We start from the raw sequence: 16477 nt of genomic DNA, 5'->3' as shown, positions 1-16477 counted from the left end.
CCGAGGGCCATTTATTCTCCCACTCGCAAACCACACCATGAACCAGCAGGCGTGGGTCAGCCTCTTTTCCGGCGGAAAGGATTCCTCGTGGGCGCTCTATCGAGCGCTCGAGGATGGTTTGAACGTCGAACGACTGCTCACCGTTCACCCGGCGGGCGATTCCTACATGTATCACGTTCCGGCGACAACCCTCACGACGCTCGTGGCAGAAAGCATCGGCATTCCCCTCGTGAACGTCGAGGGGGACTTCGACGCCAAATCCGTCGAGGACGCAGGTGCACAAGGCGACAAGGAAACGGAAACGCTAGAAACCGCGCTTCGTGACCTTGACCTCGATTTGGCGGGCGTCACGGCAGGTGCGGTCGAAAGCGAGTTCCAGACGAGCAGAATCCAAGCCCTGTGCGACCGTCTCGGTATCGATTTGTTCGCCCCCCTCTGGCAGAAAAACCCACGCGAACTCGGCCACGCGATGATAGACGCCGGATTCGAAATCAAAATCGTCCAGGTCGCAGCCTACGGATTGGACGAATCGTGGCTCGGTCGAACGGTGGACGAGGAAGCATTGGCCGAACTGGCTGAACTCAACGACGAGTACGGTGTTCACGTTTTGGGCGAGGGCGGGGAGTTCGAGACGTTAGTGACGGATGCACCACACATGGACCGACCAATCGAGCTGGAATACGATACGACGTGGGATGGAACACGTGGACGGGTACGAATTACGGATGCTACATTAGGGTGAGGGTGTTCTCCGCGAGCGAAGCGAGCGGGCAGTTCGGCGCAGCATTCCATCCGTCGCATGGACCGTCGTCGTGGGCCAGCGAGACTATGGAGAACGGTGTCGTACCGTATTCGATGAGCACTCCAATAGACGAGCGACGAGCGGCGGAACTCGATTCGGACGCCCGGGCATTGCTGGACACGCTGGTCGAAGAAGGAGCGCCCGACCTTACCCACCAATCGCCCGAACAGGCCCGAGCATTGCTCGGTGGGCTGTTTACTCCGGCTGACGATCCGGAACCGGTTGCGGCGGTAGCGGAGCGCAAGATACCGGCGTACGCACGGGATATCCGCGTTCGAATCTACGACCCCGACCCGAACGAGACGCTTCCAGCGGTCGTCTACTTCCACGGAGGGGGGTGGGTCGTCGGCAACCTCGACACCCACGACGGAGTCGCACGCTCGCTCGCGAACGAGGGCAACTGTGTCGTCGTCTCCGTCGATTATCGAAAGGGACCGGAACATCCGTTTCCCGCTGCCGTCGAAGACGCGTACCTCTCGGTGAAATGGACCGCCGACAATGCCGACGAAATCGGAGCGGGTGAGGGACTCGCCGTCGCTGGTGAGAGCGCGGGCGGTAATCTCGCGACCGTCGTCGCACAGATGGCCGTCGAAAAGGGACTAGACGCGCCGGAAATCGACCACCAAGTGTTGTTTTACCCCGTAACCGACCACTCGTTCGACACCCCCTCCTACGAGGAGAACGCCGACGGCTTCTTCCTGACTACCCGGGGAATGGTGTGGTTCTGGAATCACTACCTTCGGGACGATATCGACGGGGCGAACCTTCGAGCCTCGCCGTTGCGTGCTCCGCGACGGACCCTCGCCGAACTACCGCCGGCGACCCTGTTCACCTGTGGATACGACCCGTTACGCGACGAACAGTTTGCGTACGGTGAGGCACTCGCCGATGCCGATATCCCCGTCGACCACACCCACTACGACGACATGATTCACGACTTCGCTAACATGCGTCGCCTCTCCGAACCGTTCCCAGGTGTCGAAGCGGCCAACGACGTGCGTGAGCGCGCTGGCGAGGCGCTTCGAGAGGCGTTCGAATAGGCCCCGTGACGGTACGACACGATTCTGGGAGACGTTCAGCGAAGGTGGCTGTCACTACGAAGACGGTTCAACGGAGAAGGGATTCGTGATTCGTCGCTACTCGTCGCGTGCGCCGTTCGTGATCTGGGTGTGCGCACCGATCAGCGCGCCCGCGAGGTCCATGTTTTCGATGTGCGTCTTCTCGTCGATGATGGAGTCGCGCACGTCACAGTCCCGAACCGTCGCGTTCGAGAAGATGATGGCGTTGTCGAGACTGGCGCTGACGAGTTCCGCACCGCCCATTACGTGGACGTTTTCACCGACATCCGTGTCGTCGAGACTGGCGCTGTCAGCGACGTACGATTCGCCATCGAGATACCATGCCACCGCGTCGAGATAGCTCTCGGGCGTGCCGATGTCGAACCAGGCTTCCTCGAACGAGTAGGCGTAGACCGGTTCGTGGGCTTGCAACCACTGGAGGAACCAGCCGGGTTCGTCCGGGTTGTTACCGTCTTCTAGATACTCCTGAAGGAGTGGCAGATTGTCCTGCGTAAAGGCATAGCAGGCGATGGAAACCAGCGTCGAGTTGGGATCGTCCGGCTTTTCTTGGAAATCGACGACGCGGTCGTTTTCCAGTTCCACGAGACCGTAGGATTTCGCGCGTTCTTTGCTTCCAACGTCGTAGGCGGCCAGAATCGGCGACTCTTTCGCCTCGAAAAAGTCCACGAAGTCGCCCACGTCGAAACTGATGAGGTTGTCTCCGGCGATGACGAGCAGGTCGTCATCGACTTCCTCACGCTCGACCAGTTGGGCCAGCGCGCCGACGACCCCGAACTTCTCGTCTTCTTCGGAGGTATCTTCGACACTCAGTTTCGGCTTTTCGAACTCGCTCGCTTCGAGATGCGTGCGGAACTCGTCCGCAAATCGCTCGTTCGTACTGACGTACACCGTGTCGATACGGTCGTCGGCTTCGAGGTCGGCGAAAATGCGGTCGATGACCGTTGTCTCACCGATCGGGAGAAACATTTTCGGCCGGTGTTTCGTGATGGGCCACAGGCGCGTCGCGTATCCGCCCGCGAGGACGACGGCTTTCATGGAAGGACCGTCACTCCCGCCCCCTAAGTCCTTTTTCATTGTAGTGCCCATAGGATCGACCACAGCGACCCACCCGACGGTCGGCGTCGGGGACTGACCGCGGTAGCCAATGCAGTTCAATACGTGTCGTTCACGCGCTATCCGTCGAAAAAGGCGGATAGCAGTTCGTTCTGTGCCCGACGAAGATGGTAGTGAAGCGTCGCCGAGGCGATGTCGAGGGATCCTGCCACTTCCTCCGCGTTGCTTCCGCGAGGCCAGTCGTAGTAACCTGCGAAGTAAGCGGTCCGAAGTGCGGTCACCTGCCGCTCAGTAAGTCGTTCGGTGAGGGACTGGCGGAAATCCTGTGTCGTCTGCGTCGGCCTGTCGACGGTTCGCTTCCCCACCAGCTGTGAGTCCGGATAGGCCGATTGAAAAGTATCGACGACCTGTCGAACATCGGTATCATGTGGCACTTCGGCGATGATGGTCACTTCACCGTCGTCCGCAGTCGCGGACTGCACGGCAGCACCTGCCTCGACCAGTTTCTTGATCGTCGATTCGGACATCACGGTTTCGAGAACGAAGCCGACATCGTCGATGTCGATGAGTCGGCACTCCTCGACCTGTTCTGCATCGGACACCATCTCCTCGACACGGTCCGGTTGTGCACCGTTGATTCGAACGTAGTGAAGCAGTTTTCCATCCGAAGCCGGAACGAGGCCGTGCAGATGACACTGGCAGTTCAACTTTCGGGAGACGGTCAAAAAAACCTCCCGTGGGTCGGTAACCTGAAATTCGAGTTCGACGGAGCTGTCCGATAGCAGTATCTTCTTGTTCTTTGCGGCGTTGATGGCGAACCCGATAGTGTCGCCGAGGATTTCGAGCGCGGCCTGCGCCCGCTTCCCCAACACACCTTTCCGCGTCGAAACGAGAGACAGCGTGCCGTAAATCGTGTTTCCATACGAAATCGGGATGGAAATCCCGGATTCGATACCGCGTGAAAGTGCCTCCTCGCAGACGAACGACGGGATTTTCTTCGTCTCTCGAACGTCCTGGATGACCTGTAGTTCACCCGTTTGCATGGCCACGTCCGCAGGATCGTCCTCTATGTTGTTCCCAAACTGAATGAGGGTGTCGAGATAGCCGTCGATGCCTCCTGCGCGAGTTCGGGGTGTAACCCCCTCTCGACTCACCTCGCTTTCGTCGGTCCACGCGAGTTCGTACAGATCGGATTCGACCAGTCGTTCACAGACTAACTGCTCGATATCGTCCCGAGTCGCGGCGTGGACGAGTTCGTGGATGACCTCCTGAATCACGCGGTGAATCTGGTTCAGGGTCTCCAACTCGTCGTGTTGATGTGCCAGTTTTCGTTCCCGGTCCCGCCGGTCGGTAATGTCACGTGCGACCCAAACGACGGCGTCTCGGCCATCGATTTTCGCCCCGAGCGGCGTCGTGCGGGCTTCGAACCAGCGTTGGCCACGCTCGACTTCCAACGGATACTCCATCGTCTCCACACGCCCGGAGTCGAGCGTCCGGTGGATGTGTGCCAAAAACCGGTCCGCTTCCGCCTCGGAAAACACGTCGTGCATGGATCTCCCGACGAGGTTTGCGGGAGAACTCGCGGCCAGACTTTCGGTATTGGGCCCGACCAAGAGTTCGCAGTAACGACCCCTGTCGTCGAGGAGAAATGCAACGTCCGGAAAAGCGGTCGTGAGTGCTTTGATCCGGCTCTCGCCATCTCCTCCGAGGTGTTTGTCGATGGCAACTTCGATTCGGTCCCGGAGGACGTCTACATCATCGACAGCCGTCGTGGGGAGATAATCGCTTACGCCCGCCGCGATCGCCTCGCTGGCGACGTGCTCGCTTCCTTCGTTCGTGAGCAGGACGAACGGGAGGTTTGGATACTTCGCGCGCACGGATTCGAGGAGTTCGATACCGTCACCGTCCGACAAGTCGTAGTTGCTGACGATGCAGTCTATCGCCCGTTGGTCGAGGTGGTCGAGGCAGTCCGCCGCGGACGACTCGATGTGCACCGTTAGTTCGCCGGCGGAACGGGAAAGCGACCGTGCGATATCAGTTTCGTGTTCTACGAAAAGAACGGTACGGCTACTCGACATGGCGTCCTCACGTCCATCCGATACTTCCCCCATCGCACGTTAGTACATGTACTGCTACGGGAAAACATTTTACGTCGTCACATTATCCACGGTAGAAATTTGAACACCCGACACAAATCCCAAATCATGACCGACGACGAGACGACGCGGGAACGGATAACAGCCTTTCTGCGGGATCAGCCCGCTTCACCGAGCGTCCTCGCGGCGGAGTTCGATATCACGGCCGGCACGGCACTTCGACACGTGAAACACGTTGCTCGGTCGGTAGAGTCCGGTGGCGAACGACTGCTCGTCGCCCCGCCGGAATGCCGGGACTGCGGATTCGACCGTTTCGATGACCCCGCGAACCGCCCATCTCGGTGTCCGGAATGCAAGAGCGAAGCCATCGACGAACCGACGTTTACGATCCGTCGGGGAGGATAGCTAGGGGGGCAAAGCCACGCCGGTGAACGATCGAACCTATTCGAAGCCCAGCGACCGGTTCGAGGACAAATCGTACTCCATCGAGGATCCCTGTTGGACGAACTCGTAATCCGGGTCGGTCAGGAACACCGCACCGTCCTCGACCGTCACGCCGACTGGGTCGAGAACCGCACCTTCACAGGGGCCGTAAGAGCAGACACCCGAATCGGCCTCGAACAGCGCGCCGTGTTTGCCACAGACGAGTTCGCCGTCGCGCATCGCGGCACCGTCGCCCTTGTCGAGGCGGACGTCCGTCCAGTGCTGGCAGTAGTTTTTCCATGCGAGCACGTCGTCGTCCTGCATGACCAAGACGGCCTCCTCCTCGTCGAACCCATCCCGAATGGTGAACAAGAAGGTGCTGTGGTCGGGGATTTCGGCGAGCGTGGCGATGCAGCTATTCTCGTCCATCGGCAGGAAATAGCCAACGAAGTGGCTTGAGGCTTTTCAATAGTGGCGCGCTTCGACCAGCGCGTCGAACGCCGTCGCGAGTTCCCGAGTGATGGGGCCGACTTCGAACGCGATATCGTCGAGACACCCGACCGGACGAACTTCCCACGTCGTGTTCGTCATGAACACTTCGTCCGCGTCCCGAACGTCTGCCGGGGTGTACCTGCCAATCCGGGTCGGTATTCCGTCCTCATCGGCCAGTTCGAGGACGACACTGCGGGTAATTCCCGGAAGGATCGGGCCGGAAAGCGAGGGCGTGTGGAGCACACCCTCGCGGACGAAAAACAGGTTGCTCGTCGCGCCTTCCGTCACGGTACCCGCCGAATCGAGCATGAGTGCCTCGTCGGCCTCGGTTTCGAGACGAGCGAGGATTCCGTTCAAGTAATTGTGTGTTTTCGCGTGCGCGGGAAGTGCCTTGGAGGGTACACGCCTGGTTTTCACCACCTCGACGGTTGCAGGGTCGTTCCAAACCGATTCGCCACCCGTTCCACCACGTGGCAGTTCGGCGACGATGACGACGACCGTCGGATCGTCTGCGGGGCCCGGGGTAAGTTTTCCGGGCTGGACTCCCCTCGTGATCGAACATTTGACGTAGGCGTCCCGCAAGTCGTTCGCCGTCAGCGTCTCCCGAATTCGCGACCGGAGGTCATCGTCGCTGATTCCGTGATCGAGGGAAAGCACCTCACAGGTCTTGTCGAGCCGTTCGGCGTGGGCGTCCCACTCGAACACCGTGCCATCGTAGGCGCGTAGGGTTTCGAACGCCGCATCGCCGTACATGAACCCCCGGTCGCGCACGTTGACGGTGGCTTCCTCGGCCGGGACGAGGGTGCCGTTCACATGGAATTGCACGACTCACCTCTCTCGCTTTCGTCTCGCGTCTTGCACAGTTCACAGAAGTTCCGAACCAGTCGTTTTCCACCGTCAGTCAGGATACTCTCGGGATGGAACTGTACGCCGATGTGGGGACGGTCGGCGTGGCGAACTCCCATAACGGTTCGACAATCGTCCGCGGTTTGGGCCGTCTCGATCAGTCCGTCGGGGAGGTCGTCTCGTTCGACTGCGAGCGAGTGATACCGTCCGACTTCGATCATCTCGGGTAGCCCGGCGAAAATACCCTCGCCATCATGGGTTACTATCGACGACTTTCCGTGGACGACGTCGGGGGCGTGAACCACTGGTGCACCGTTAGCCGCACAGAGTGCTTGATGACCCAGACAGACACCGAGTGTGGGGTACGTCGTTTCCCGGAAGAGAGGCACCGAAACGCCTGCGTCGTCGGGCGTTCCGGGACCGGGGGAGACGACGATACCGTCCGGATCGAGCTCACGGATCCCCTCGATATCGATGGCATCGTTTCGCCGAACGACGACCTCCGCGGCGAACTCACCCACGAATTGGACGAGGTTGTAGACGAACGAGTCGTAGTTGTCGATGACGAAGATCATAGTCGGGAGTCCGGGGAATGGCGTCGAACGTATGGGTGGATTAGCGGGGTCGCTGGTAAACCCTGTTGGTTTGGGGGGTTCCGGAGTTGACGGAGCTGTGTTCGAGAATACGGTTCTCGGACGTACCTCGTCGGTCGCGTGTGACGGACGTTCGATTACTTGTAAGTGTCGTGCTGGAGACCCCGTCAACAGTTCAGATTCGGTCGAAACCGATTTGTTACGGTCACTCGACCGAAAACCCATCCTCGTGCTCCAGAGCCTCGTCGATGGCACGCACCAGCGCTTTCCCTTTTCGAAGCGTCTCCTCGTATTCCAGTTCCGGCACGGAATCGTGTACGATTCCGGCCCCGACGCGAAGGTGATACTCATCACGAAACCGAACCAACGTCCGAATGACGATATTAAGGGTCGCACGGTCGTCGAAGCCAAGCATGCCGATGCTACCCGTGTACGGTCCTCGCCGCGTCGATTCCAATTCGTCGATGATCTCCATGGTCCGAGGCTTTGGTGCGCCCGTGATGGTCCCTCCAGGGAACACCGCCGCGATCGCGTCCGTCAGTCCGACGTCGGGGCGACGACGCCCGACGACGTCCGAGACGAGGTGCATCACCTCCGAGTATCTATCGACCCGACGATAGTCGGTCACTTCGACGGAGCCATACTCGGCGATTTTTCCGAGGTCGTTTCGTTCCAAATCGACCAGCATCGCGTGTTCGGCACGCTCTTTCTCGTCGCCGAGCAGGTCGGCTTCGAGCTCCGTGTCCTCTGCGGGTGTATCCCCGCGTTTTCGCGTCCCCGCAATGGGTTCCGTGCGAACCCGGTTACCCTCCACGTCGAGCAGGAGTTCCGGACTGGCACTCACCAAATCTACGCCCGGAAATTCGAGTAATCCGGAGTACGGCGCGGGATTTACCCGTCGGAGTGCATCGAAGGCTTCGACTGGATGCACGCTCGCGGGTGCTTCGAGTCGCTGGGAGATGTTTGCCTGAAACGTCTCGCCGTCGCGAATATACTGTCTGACCGCCTGCACGCGCTCCGCAAAGGCCTCCCGCCCGCAACTGCTCACGAACGGCCCTCGCTCGTCAGTCGGTGGGTTTCCGACACCTTCGTTACCATCTATCGCGGAGTGTGCCAATTCCAGCGCCGTTTCTCGAGCTTCGTCGTAGGTCTCGTCGGGATCGTCGAGTCGGGGGCAGGCCGTAACCCGAAGGGTCGTTCCCGCCGAACCGTCGGCGTCCGACCGATTCGCCTCCCACGCCGCAACGCGATCGTACAGTCCGAACTGGAGTTGCGGTAGGGTACGGTCGTCCACAGCAATGCCCGGAAGCGTTTCCAGTTCGCGCACGAGGTCGTAGGAAATCCACCCGAACAGGCCGCAGGGAAACGGAACATCGCAATCGCCGCGAGCGAGTTCCTCGCCGTCGAGAACGCCAGCCAGCGCGCCGAGGCTCGGGCCCGAACCACCGGATACGGACTCCGCGTTCGAATGCGTTTGCAATCGCTCGCTCGGTTCGATACCGAAGTAGCCCCATCCGGACTGTCCCCCCGTCGTCGCCAAATAAAAGCCGCCAGTTCCGTCCCGTGCCCGCCGATACGCGAGGAAGGGGTCGTCGACCTCGACGCGAACTTCGACGGGGACTCTCGCACCGATCGGTGCGTCGCGGGCCACCTCGCGGTACGCGGACCGCGAGGTGACGACCACTGGTTTTTCACATCGATTTTGCACGCTCTATCCAGCCTTCGATTCGCTTCGCCGAGAGATCGGTTTTCTCCGCGAGTTCCTCGGAATCGGCGACCGCCAACTGCGCCGCATCGTCCACGCCCGCATTTCGAAGGCGGTCGGCGTACGCTGGGCCGATTCCTTTCACATCCTCAAGCGGACGGCCCGCTTCCACGTCCGGTTCTGATTCCGTCGATTCTGGTTCCGCTGCCTCCGGTTCCGTCATCTCGGATTCGTCCGTGGTTTCCGGTTCGGTTTCGTCGGTTTCGGATGCCCGTTCGTCGTCGGCGGATTTCGATTCGACTTCCCCCTCCTCGGTGAGCTCCTCCGGTTCCGGTTCGGGCTCCGTCGCCTCGGTTTGGGCAGGCTGTCCTGCTTGTGCACTCGGTCCGGTTGCCTCGGCTGGTTCCGCAGCGTTCTCGGGTTCGGCTTCCTCGATGTGGTCCGTCGGTTCATCCGCATCGACGAGGTCCTCCGTCGAAACGCTGGTGTCCGATTCCGGGGACTCGCCGGTCGCTACCTCGTTCTCAGTTTGCTTCACTGCCCGCTCGCTCGACGCGTCCGCTTGTTCTCTCGCTTCGGTCGGTTCGCGTTCTATCGTAACGCCGGAGTCGCGCTGGCGCGTTTTCGAACGCTCATCGCCAAGACCGAGCAACGATTTCAGCCGTGTGATAAGCCCCATTACAGGACAGTACAAAGCCCCATCACTTAAAGGCGTCTTCGCAAGGCGGCGTCCATTCGCTCGACCGGAGCAGTTCGTCCGGTCCAGGTTTCAAACGCGACGACTCCTTGAAACAGGAGCATCCAAGCGCCATCGATGGTCGTCGCGCCACGATCCGCCGCCTCTCGGATCAGTCGGGTTTCGAGCGGACTGTACACCGCATCCATCACCGCGAGGTCCCCGTGAAGCGTCTCGGCCGGGACGGGCGACGCGTCGTCCTCCATCCCGACGCTCGTGGCATTGACGAGGATATCTGCGTCCGGAACGATGTCGTCGAGTGCCTCCAATCCATGTGCACTCGCCTCCGGGACAACCGCCGCCAGCGATTCGGCGCGCGAAACGGTCCGATTGGCGATTCGAACGCGCGCCCCGTCATCCGCCAGCATAAACGCGATTGCCCGTGCCGCGCCGCCCGCGCCGACGACGACCGCTGACGTCCCCGCAAGCGACACGTCGTGGCGCTCGAAGGCGCGGCGCGCCCCCTCAGCATCCGTATTATAGCCGGCTGGCGGTGCCGAGCCCGAAAAGTCGATCGTGTTCACCGCCCCGATCCGGTCCGCGAGCGGATCGGGTTCGACGTGCGAGAGCGCATCCTCTTTGAACGGAATCGTCACGTTCAGTCCCTCGATGCCGAGGTCTTGTGCACCGGAGATAGCTGCCCCGATAGCATCGGGTTCGAAGGTGACGTAGCGCGCATCGATTCCCAGTTCGTCGTAGGCCGCCTCGTGCATCGGCGGCGACAGCGAGTGGCCGACGGGGTTGCCGACCAATCCATATACGTCCATACGATACCTGTTGTTCGGACCCGGATAAGCCCATCCGTCGGAAGAAATATATATTGATAGTGAAATAAACGGGAAGGATATGTATGCGCCGCTATTCACGCTCGGAACGATCGCCGACGTGTCGTTACTGCTCGGTGGTATCGTGCTCCTCTACGTCGGTGCAGAACTGCTCGTCGATAGCGCGTCATCGCTCGCGCTCGGGGTCGGTATCGCCCCTGTAACTATCGGCGTGACGATAATCGCATTCGCCACGACTGCACCCGAACTGTTCGTCAGCCTCATCGGTGCGGTTTCCGTCTCCGGCGACATCGGCCTCGGCAACATCGTGGGATCGAATATCGCCAATATCGGCCTCGTCTTGGGTGCATCCGCACTCGTCCAACCGTTAGCCGTCAACCGGGACCTGCTGTGGCGACATGGGTCGTTCATGCTCGCTGCCGTCGTGCTGCTCGTCGTCCTCGGAAGCGACGGCACGCTCGCCACCGCCGACGGCGTGCTGTTGCTCGTCGTCCTCGGCGTGTTCACCGTCTACATCCTTCGGCACACGCGCCGAGCGGGAGACGCGGCCGCCGTCAGGGACGAGGTTGGTGACGACGGAACCGCCGACGCTCGTACCGTCGGAACGTTCGTCCTCGCAGTCGCCGTCCTGTTGGCAGGGTCGCGCCTGCTCATCATGGGGAGCATCGAACTGCTCCGCGGATTCGGCTTTTCGGACCTGTTCATCGGTCTGACCGTCGTCGCGTTCGGCACCTCTCTCCCCGAACTCGCCACCTCGATGGTCAGTTCCGCTCGCGACGAGGCGGACCTCAGCATCAGCAACGTCATCGGAAGCAACATCTACAACATCCTCGCAGTCATCGGCGTGCTGGCGTTGGTCGTCCCCGTGAACGTTCCGGTAACGACGCGGACGTTCGAGTTTCCATTCCTCGTCGCATTCACCGTCGCGGCGATGGCACTGATGGCCCACCACCACCGCATCTCACGATTCAACGGTCTGCTGCTCGTCGGTGGGTACGGCGTGTTCGTGTTCTTCCTTTTCCCCTGATTCCGGAACGCAAGCGTTACTTGCGGGGGGAAGAAAATCAATTTCGATGACTGGACGATTACGACACCCCCTTACTGCAGTTCTGTTCTCGGTCCTCCTGACTGCACCGTGGATGGGGTTGTGGGCGACCGGCCACGCCCACGGCCTTTCGAATCTCGCGACGATAGCCATTACGGGAATTTCTGTGCTTGGCGCATCGTTCCTGCTGGCGTGGGCGGCCGAGACGGCGGAAGAGGACGTCCCGCGTGCGTTCGCGCTCGCGATCCTCGCCGTCCTCGCCGTCGCTCCGGAGTACGCAGTTGACGCACTGTATGCGTGGAACGCGGGCGCGTTCGCCGGTACCCCTCGCGGAGCGGAGAACGCGAGCCTCGCCGTCGCGAACATGACCGGTGCGAATCGTATCCTCATCGGACTCGGTTGGTCGGCCATCGCCGTCTTCGCGATTTACAAAGCGAAGACGACGAACGACCCCGCGGTCGAAAACCGTAGCGGTTTCCTCGCCGACCGCGTGAAGCTCGACCCGGATATTTCGACCGAAATCCTCTTTCTGTTCGTCGCAACCGTCTATGCCTTCCTCGTTCCCCTCGGTGGCGGCATCGGCTGGCCCGACATGCTGTTCCTGGTCGGACTCTACTTTACGTACATCCTCTTCACGCTGAACGCACCTGATAGTGAGGAAGAACAGGTCGGGATTCCGGCTTACTTCCAATCGTTCACGAAAAACATCCGCGTTCCGATATACGTCGGGATGTTCCTTTTCGCAGGTCTGGTCATCTTCACCGCGGTCGAACCGTTCGCACACGGACTAGAGGAATATGGGAAACAAATCGGCGTTCCACCGTTCCTGATGATTCAGTGGGTCGCGCCGCTCGCCAGCGAGAGTCCGGAACTCATCGTCGTCGCCTACCTCGTCAACAAGGCGCGCTCGACGGCAGCATTCAACGCACTCATCTCGTCGAAGCTCAACCAGTGGACGCTTCTCATCGGGACGCTCGTTCTCGTGTACAGCATTTCCCTTGGAAACTTTCACACGCTTCCGCTCGGTGACAAACAGAACGGTGAAATCTGGCTCACCGCCGCACAGAGCTTCTTCGCACTGACCATTCTCGTCAACTTCAATATCAGTATTCGAGAGGCAGTCGCATTGTTGGGACTGTTCCTCGTCCAGCTGTTCCCGAGCTTCCATCATTACGAAGCACTCATCGGCTTCAGTGTCGTGTACATCGTTCTCGGTCTCCTGTTGCTCGCGTACCGCCGGGAGGAGTTCCAGCTCCTCGTCGGACGCGTCTATCGGCGCATCAAGGGTGGGGAACGAAGTCCGGCGGAACAGGTCTGACGGTATCGGCGCTTCTAACGGCATCGACGCCCTTTTTCGATTTTAGCGCGGAGTTGTGGGTATGATCGCAGTCGTCGTCAGTCGCGCTGATCACGCCTCGGAGCATATCGGCGAGTATCTCCGTTCGGAGACGGGATGGACAGCACACGAAGACGACTCCCGCCCCGACGCCGACGGCGGGGGTCGATTCTACCGAACCGAGGGGTTCGAACTCCGCGAGTTCGAATCCCTCCACCTCGATATCGAGCACGTCGCCGAGGCGTTCTCGAATCCGGATCTACTCGTTTTCGCCTCGCGCCATTCGGGCGACACCGGGCCACTGTTGACCACCCACTTTACCGGGAACTTCGGACCGGCGGAGTACGGTGGCGAAGACGGAACACTAGCGGAATCCAGTCCGAACGCGCAGGCCGAACTGCTCCGCGCGTTCGACGATCACGCGCCGGAATCGTACGATGTGGGGATGGAGTGTACCCATCACGGGCCGAGCGAAGTCGGCGTCCCGTCGATGTTCGTAGAACTCGGCAGCGATGAAGAGCAGTGGCACGATTCGACGGCGGCACGCGCAGTAGCTCGTGCCATCCTCGATCTTCGCGGCGTCGAACCGACCCGCGAGCGACAACTCGTCGGGTTCGGTGGTGGCCACTACGTTCCGCGTTTCGAGCGGATCGTCCGAGAGACTGACTGGGCGGTGGGCCATATCGCGTCCGACTGGAATCTGGAGACGATGGGTCCACCAGCGGAGTCACGGGAAACGATTCGTCAAGCGTTCGAACGAAGTGGCGCGGAGTACGCCGTTTGCGAAGGGGAGTACCCGGAACTGGAATCGGTCATCTCCGCTCTCGGCTACCGAATCGTGAGCGAAACGTGGGTGCGGGAGGTATCCGGTGTTCCCCTCTCGCTCGTAGAGACGCTGGAAACCGAACTGTCGTCCGTCGAGTCCGGCCTGCGGTTTGGTGCAGCCGCGCGTCGGTTCGACGGTTCGAAGGGCGACAAACCCGAGTTCGAACTCGTCTCGCTTCCCGGTGACTTGCTCGACAGCGCGACAGGAATCGACCGCGAGGAAACACGGGCGGCAGTTGCAGAACACGCCATCGCGTTCGAAACCGATCAAAGCGGAACGCGGGTTGTGGGGCGTGCAGCGGTTCGCGGACCGGACGAATACGACGCCATCATCGACGCGTTGGTGGCGCTCCTCGACCGGAAGTACGATGCAGTGGAGCGGACGCCGGACGAAGTCGTGGTGCGAGAAGTCGCCTTCGACCCCGAGAAGGCACGCAAACTGGGAATTTCGGAAGGCCCCAAGTTCGGAAAACTTTCGTCAGGCACGGCGGTTACGGTCAATGGGAGAACTATCTCGCCGGATGCAGTGAGAACTGATCGCACACATACATTTCCGATCTGATTTATTCTTCTTGATAAATTTCTCCCAAATTCGAAAAGTAATAAAGCTTGCTTTGTTGGATAGCTATATGCGTCTGACATACGTCATCCAGAGGGGAAAGATAATTAATCTGCGTTGGTAAACCAAACCTCAAGGATGGATTCCATTGTCGAAGACGCCATTGAGGAGGCGGAAGGGGACCAACAGACCTCCCCCAAGTCGCAACTCGGTGGTACCTCACAAGACGGAACCCCGTCGGGGACGACTCCGTCGGGAACGATGACAGATGACCAACTGCAGGACGTACTCAAAGACCTCCAAACCAACATCACCGTCGTCGGATGTGGCGGTGGCGGCGGAAACACGGTCAATCGGATGGCCGAGGAGGGTATTCACGGCGCATCGCTGGTCGCCGCGAACACCGACGTTCAACATCTCGTCGAGATCGAAGCGGACACGAAAATCCTGATGGGTGAACAGAAAACCAGCGGACGCGGCGCAGGGTCGCTTCCGCAGGTCGGCGAGGAAGCCGCACTCGAGAGTCAGGAGGATATCTACGACGCGATTCAGGGTTCCGATATGGTATTCGTCACCGCCGGACTCGGTGGTGGAACGGGTACCGGAAGTGCTCCAGTCGTCGCGAAGGCGGCGCGCGAGGCAGGTGCGCTCACCATCGCTATCGTCACGACGCCGTTCACGGCGGAGGGCGAGGTTCGACGCACGAACGCCGAGGCAGGGTTGGAACGTCTACGCGACGTGAGCGACACGGTCATCGTCGTTCCGAACGACCGACTGCTCGATTCCGTCGGCAAACTTCCCGTCAAGCAGGCGTTCAAAGTAGCTGATGAAGTGCTCATGCGCTCGGTGAAGGGAATCACGGAACTCATTACCAAGCCCGGCTTGGTCAACCTGGACTTCGCCGACGTTCGAACCGTCATGGAGAAAGGTGGCGTGGCCATGATCGGCCTCGGCGAGAGCGATTCCGACCAGAAGGCACAGGATTCGGTCAAGAGCGCCCTACGCTCGCCGCTCCTCGACGTGGACATCAGCGGCGCGAAATCCGCACTCGTCAACGTCACGGGTGGGAACGATATGTCCATCGAGGAAGCCGAAGGCGTCGTCGAACAGATTTACGACCGCATCGATCCCGACGCCCGCATCATCTGGGGGACGTCCATCGACGAGAGTCTGGAAGGCACCATGCGCACGATGATCGTCGTCACGGGGGTTCAGTCTGCTCAAATCTACGGCCGTAACGAGGAAGCGCAGGCGCAAGCCAAGAGTCGAATGGAAGATATCGACTACGTAGAGTAGTCGCGTCGTTCTGTAGAGTCGTTTCCCCATTTTCTGCCAGCAGGTGAGACGTATTTCCCCGAATCGAACCACCATCGCGGGACAACCGCCTTGGAAAGATAGAAAAAGCCCGATAGCCAAACACAACTAACTATGGATGTTAAACTCGACGTCGCGTCGTACGTTCGCGTACTCAAACTGGCGAGTACGCCCTCGTGGGACGAGTTCTCGAAGATTTCGAAAATCGCCGGTGCGGGTATCGTCCTCGTCGGACTGCTCGGGTTCGTCATCTTCGCAGTGATGAGCTTCCTCCCCGCCTAGGTGACCACGATGCCAATTTACGCAGTAAAGACCACGGCCAGTCAGGAACGAACCGTCGCGGACATGATCGTCAACCGCGAAGAACCGGAAATCCACGCCGTTCTCGCCCCCGACTCACTGACGAGTTACGTGATGGTCGAGGCGGACGACGACGCGGTCATCACCCGCGTGCTGGAGGAGATTCCACACGCCCGAAGCATGGTGCCCGGCGTGAGTAGCATTTCCGAAGTCGAACACTTCCTCTCGCCCACGCCCGACGTGGAGGGTATCGCGGAGGGGGACATCGTCGAACTCATCGCCGGTCCGTTCAAAGGCGAGAAGGCACAGGTACAGCGTATCGACGAGGGCAAAGACCAGGTGACGGTCGAACTGTACGAGGCGACCGTCCCGATTCCGGTTACCGTGCGCGGTGACCAGATTCGCGTGCTGGATTCCGAAGAGCGATAGCCCTTCTTACTCTCGTTCTCCTTTCGTCGTTCACGAGAACAGCGAGGAACTTCCGTTCC

The 16477-nt window shown here is 60.3% G+C and carries 17 protein-coding genes; 9 read left to right on the top strand and 8 right to left on the bottom strand.

Translation table 11 applies throughout. The features are described from left to right. Positions 1-37 precede the first annotated feature (37 nt). Positions 38-742 (top strand): diphthine--ammonia ligase, encoded by a 705-nt coding sequence (locus OOF89_RS10845; protein ID WP_266076003.1) that lies wholly within the window; start codon positions 38-40, stop codon positions 740-742. Beyond that, positions 739-1842, top strand: coding sequence for an alpha/beta hydrolase (locus OOF89_RS10840; RefSeq protein ID WP_266076001.1), 1104 nt, complete (start codon positions 739-741; stop codon positions 1840-1842). Before OOF89_RS10845 ends, OOF89_RS10840 begins: the two co-directional genes overlap by 4 nt. A gap of 96 nt (positions 1843-1938) precedes the next feature. Here the strand turns inward: OOF89_RS10840 and OOF89_RS10835 are convergent, their stop codons facing one another. Next, positions 1939-2916, bottom strand: coding sequence for an NDP-sugar synthase (locus OOF89_RS10835; protein WP_266075998.1), 978 nt, complete (start codon positions 2914-2916; stop codon positions 1939-1941). Between the two features lie 137 nt (positions 2917-3053). Further along, complete coding sequence (locus OOF89_RS10830; protein ID WP_266075996.1) at positions 3054-5045, bottom strand: bacterio-opsin activator domain-containing protein; 1992 nt, start codon at positions 5043-5045, stop codon at positions 3054-3056. Between the two features lie 90 nt (positions 5046-5135). Between OOF89_RS10830 and OOF89_RS10825 the strand changes: the two genes are divergently transcribed. Further along, positions 5136-5435 (top strand): transcriptional regulator, encoded by a 300-nt coding sequence (locus tag OOF89_RS10825; protein ID WP_407661607.1) that lies wholly within the window; start codon positions 5136-5138, stop codon positions 5433-5435. 36 nt (positions 5436-5471) lie between these two features. On the opposite strand, the gene OOF89_RS10820 is transcribed toward OOF89_RS10825, so the two are convergent. The 6 genes from OOF89_RS10820 to OOF89_RS10795 all read right to left on the bottom strand — a co-directional run bounded on the left by OOF89_RS10820 (position 5472) and on the right by OOF89_RS10795 (position 10592). Further along, the gene (locus OOF89_RS10820) at positions 5472-5882 is read right to left on the bottom strand and encodes a Rieske (2Fe-2S) protein (protein ID WP_266075991.1); all 411 of its coding nucleotides are present in this window, start codon (positions 5880-5882) and stop codon (positions 5472-5474) included. A 36-nt stretch (positions 5883-5918) separates the two neighbouring features. Further along, entirely contained in the window at positions 5919-6770 is an 852-nt protein-coding gene (locus OOF89_RS10815; protein ID WP_266075989.1) for an aminotransferase class IV, read from the bottom strand. Next, the gene (locus tag OOF89_RS10810; RefSeq protein ID WP_266075987.1) at positions 6755-7366 is read right to left on the bottom strand and encodes an anthranilate synthase component II; all 612 of its coding nucleotides are present in this window, start codon (positions 7364-7366) and stop codon (positions 6755-6757) included. Before OOF89_RS10810 ends, OOF89_RS10815 begins: the two co-directional genes overlap by 16 nt. Positions 7367-7589: 223 nt before the next feature. Further along, the gene (locus OOF89_RS10805; RefSeq protein WP_266075985.1) at positions 7590-9068 is read right to left on the bottom strand and encodes an anthranilate synthase component I family protein; all 1479 of its coding nucleotides are present in this window, start codon (positions 9066-9068) and stop codon (positions 7590-7592) included. A gap of 7 nt (positions 9069-9075) precedes the next feature. Continuing rightward, positions 9076-9768: a helix-hairpin-helix domain-containing protein gene (locus OOF89_RS10800; protein ID WP_266075983.1), complete on the bottom strand. Its 693-nt coding sequence runs from the start codon at positions 9766-9768 to the stop codon at positions 9076-9078. Positions 9769-9794: 26 nt separating this feature from the next. Then, a complete protein-coding gene (locus OOF89_RS10795; protein WP_266075981.1) occupies positions 9795-10592 on the bottom strand; it encodes a shikimate dehydrogenase in 798 nt (265 codons plus the stop codon). Positions 10593-10671: 79 nt separating this feature from the next. Here OOF89_RS10795 and OOF89_RS10790 point away from each other — a divergent pair, with 79 nt between their 5' ends. The 6 genes from OOF89_RS10790 to OOF89_RS10765 all read left to right on the top strand — a co-directional run bounded on the left by OOF89_RS10790 (position 10672) and on the right by OOF89_RS10765 (position 16418). Further along, positions 10672-11637, top strand: coding sequence for a calcium/sodium antiporter (locus OOF89_RS10790; protein ID WP_266075979.1), 966 nt, complete (start codon positions 10672-10674; stop codon positions 11635-11637). Between the two features lie 46 nt (positions 11638-11683). Continuing rightward, positions 11684-12973, top strand: coding sequence for a sodium:calcium antiporter (locus tag OOF89_RS10785; RefSeq protein WP_266075977.1), 1290 nt, complete (start codon positions 11684-11686; stop codon positions 12971-12973). Positions 12974-13034: 61 nt separating this feature from the next. Next, complete coding sequence (locus OOF89_RS10780; protein WP_266075975.1) at positions 13035-14378, top strand: D-aminoacyl-tRNA deacylase; 1344 nt, start codon at positions 13035-13037, stop codon at positions 14376-14378. A gap of 135 nt (positions 14379-14513) precedes the next feature. Next, a complete protein-coding gene (gene ftsZ, locus OOF89_RS10775; protein WP_266075973.1) occupies positions 14514-15671 on the top strand; it encodes a cell division protein FtsZ in 1158 nt (385 codons plus the stop codon). A gap of 132 nt (positions 15672-15803) precedes the next feature. Then, positions 15804-15971 (top strand): protein translocase SEC61 complex subunit gamma, encoded by a 168-nt coding sequence (locus OOF89_RS10770; protein WP_266075971.1) that lies wholly within the window; start codon positions 15804-15806, stop codon positions 15969-15971. Between the two features lie 9 nt (positions 15972-15980). Continuing rightward, the gene (locus OOF89_RS10765) at positions 15981-16418 is read left to right on the top strand and encodes a transcription elongation factor Spt5 (RefSeq protein ID WP_266075969.1); all 438 of its coding nucleotides are present in this window, start codon (positions 15981-15983) and stop codon (positions 16416-16418) included. Positions 16419-16477: the final 59 nt, after the last annotated feature.

This window comes from Haladaptatus caseinilyticus, from assembly GCF_026248685.1.
Taxonomy (GTDB): domain Archaea; phylum Halobacteriota; class Halobacteria; order Halobacteriales; family Haladaptataceae; genus Haladaptatus; species Haladaptatus caseinilyticus.
This window is presented reverse-complemented; position numbering and strand designations above follow the sequence as displayed.

Bases quoted from the DNA above. Each gene is read 5' to 3' on its own strand.
- OOF89_RS10845 (WP_266076003.1), top strand. From the start codon at position 38: ATGAACCAGCAGGCGTGGGTCAGCCTCTTTTCCGGCGGAAAGGATTCC.
- OOF89_RS10835 (WP_266075998.1), bottom strand. From the start codon at position 2,916: ATGAAAGCCGTCGTCCTCGCGGGCGGATACGCGACGCGCCTGTGGCCC.
- OOF89_RS10830 (WP_266075996.1), bottom strand. From the start codon at position 5,045: ATGGGGGAAGTATCGGATGGACGTGAGGACGCCATGTCGAGTAGCCGT.
- OOF89_RS10820 (WP_266075991.1), bottom strand. From the start codon at position 5,882: ATGGACGAGAATAGCTGCATCGCCACGCTCGCCGAAATCCCCGACCAC.
- OOF89_RS10810 (WP_266075987.1), bottom strand. From the start codon at position 7,366: ATGATCTTCGTCATCGACAACTACGACTCGTTCGTCTACAACCTCGTC.
- OOF89_RS10800 (WP_266075983.1), bottom strand. From the start codon at position 9,768: ATGGGGCTTATCACACGGCTGAAATCGTTGCTCGGTCTTGGCGATGAG.
- OOF89_RS10795 (WP_266075981.1), bottom strand. From the start codon at position 10,592: ATGGACGTATATGGATTGGTCGGCAACCCCGTCGGCCACTCGCTGTCG.
- OOF89_RS10790 (WP_266075979.1), top strand. From the start codon at position 10,672: ATGTATGCGCCGCTATTCACGCTCGGAACGATCGCCGACGTGTCGTTA.
- OOF89_RS10785 (WP_266075977.1), top strand. From the start codon at position 11,684: ATGACTGGACGATTACGACACCCCCTTACTGCAGTTCTGTTCTCGGTC.
- OOF89_RS10780 (WP_266075975.1), top strand. From the start codon at position 13,035: ATGATCGCAGTCGTCGTCAGTCGCGCTGATCACGCCTCGGAGCATATC.
- ftsZ (WP_266075973.1), top strand. From the start codon at position 14,514: ATGGATTCCATTGTCGAAGACGCCATTGAGGAGGCGGAAGGGGACCAA.
- OOF89_RS10770 (WP_266075971.1), top strand. From the start codon at position 15,804: ATGGATGTTAAACTCGACGTCGCGTCGTACGTTCGCGTACTCAAACTG.
- OOF89_RS10765 (WP_266075969.1), top strand. From the start codon at position 15,981: ATGCCAATTTACGCAGTAAAGACCACGGCCAGTCAGGAACGAACCGTC.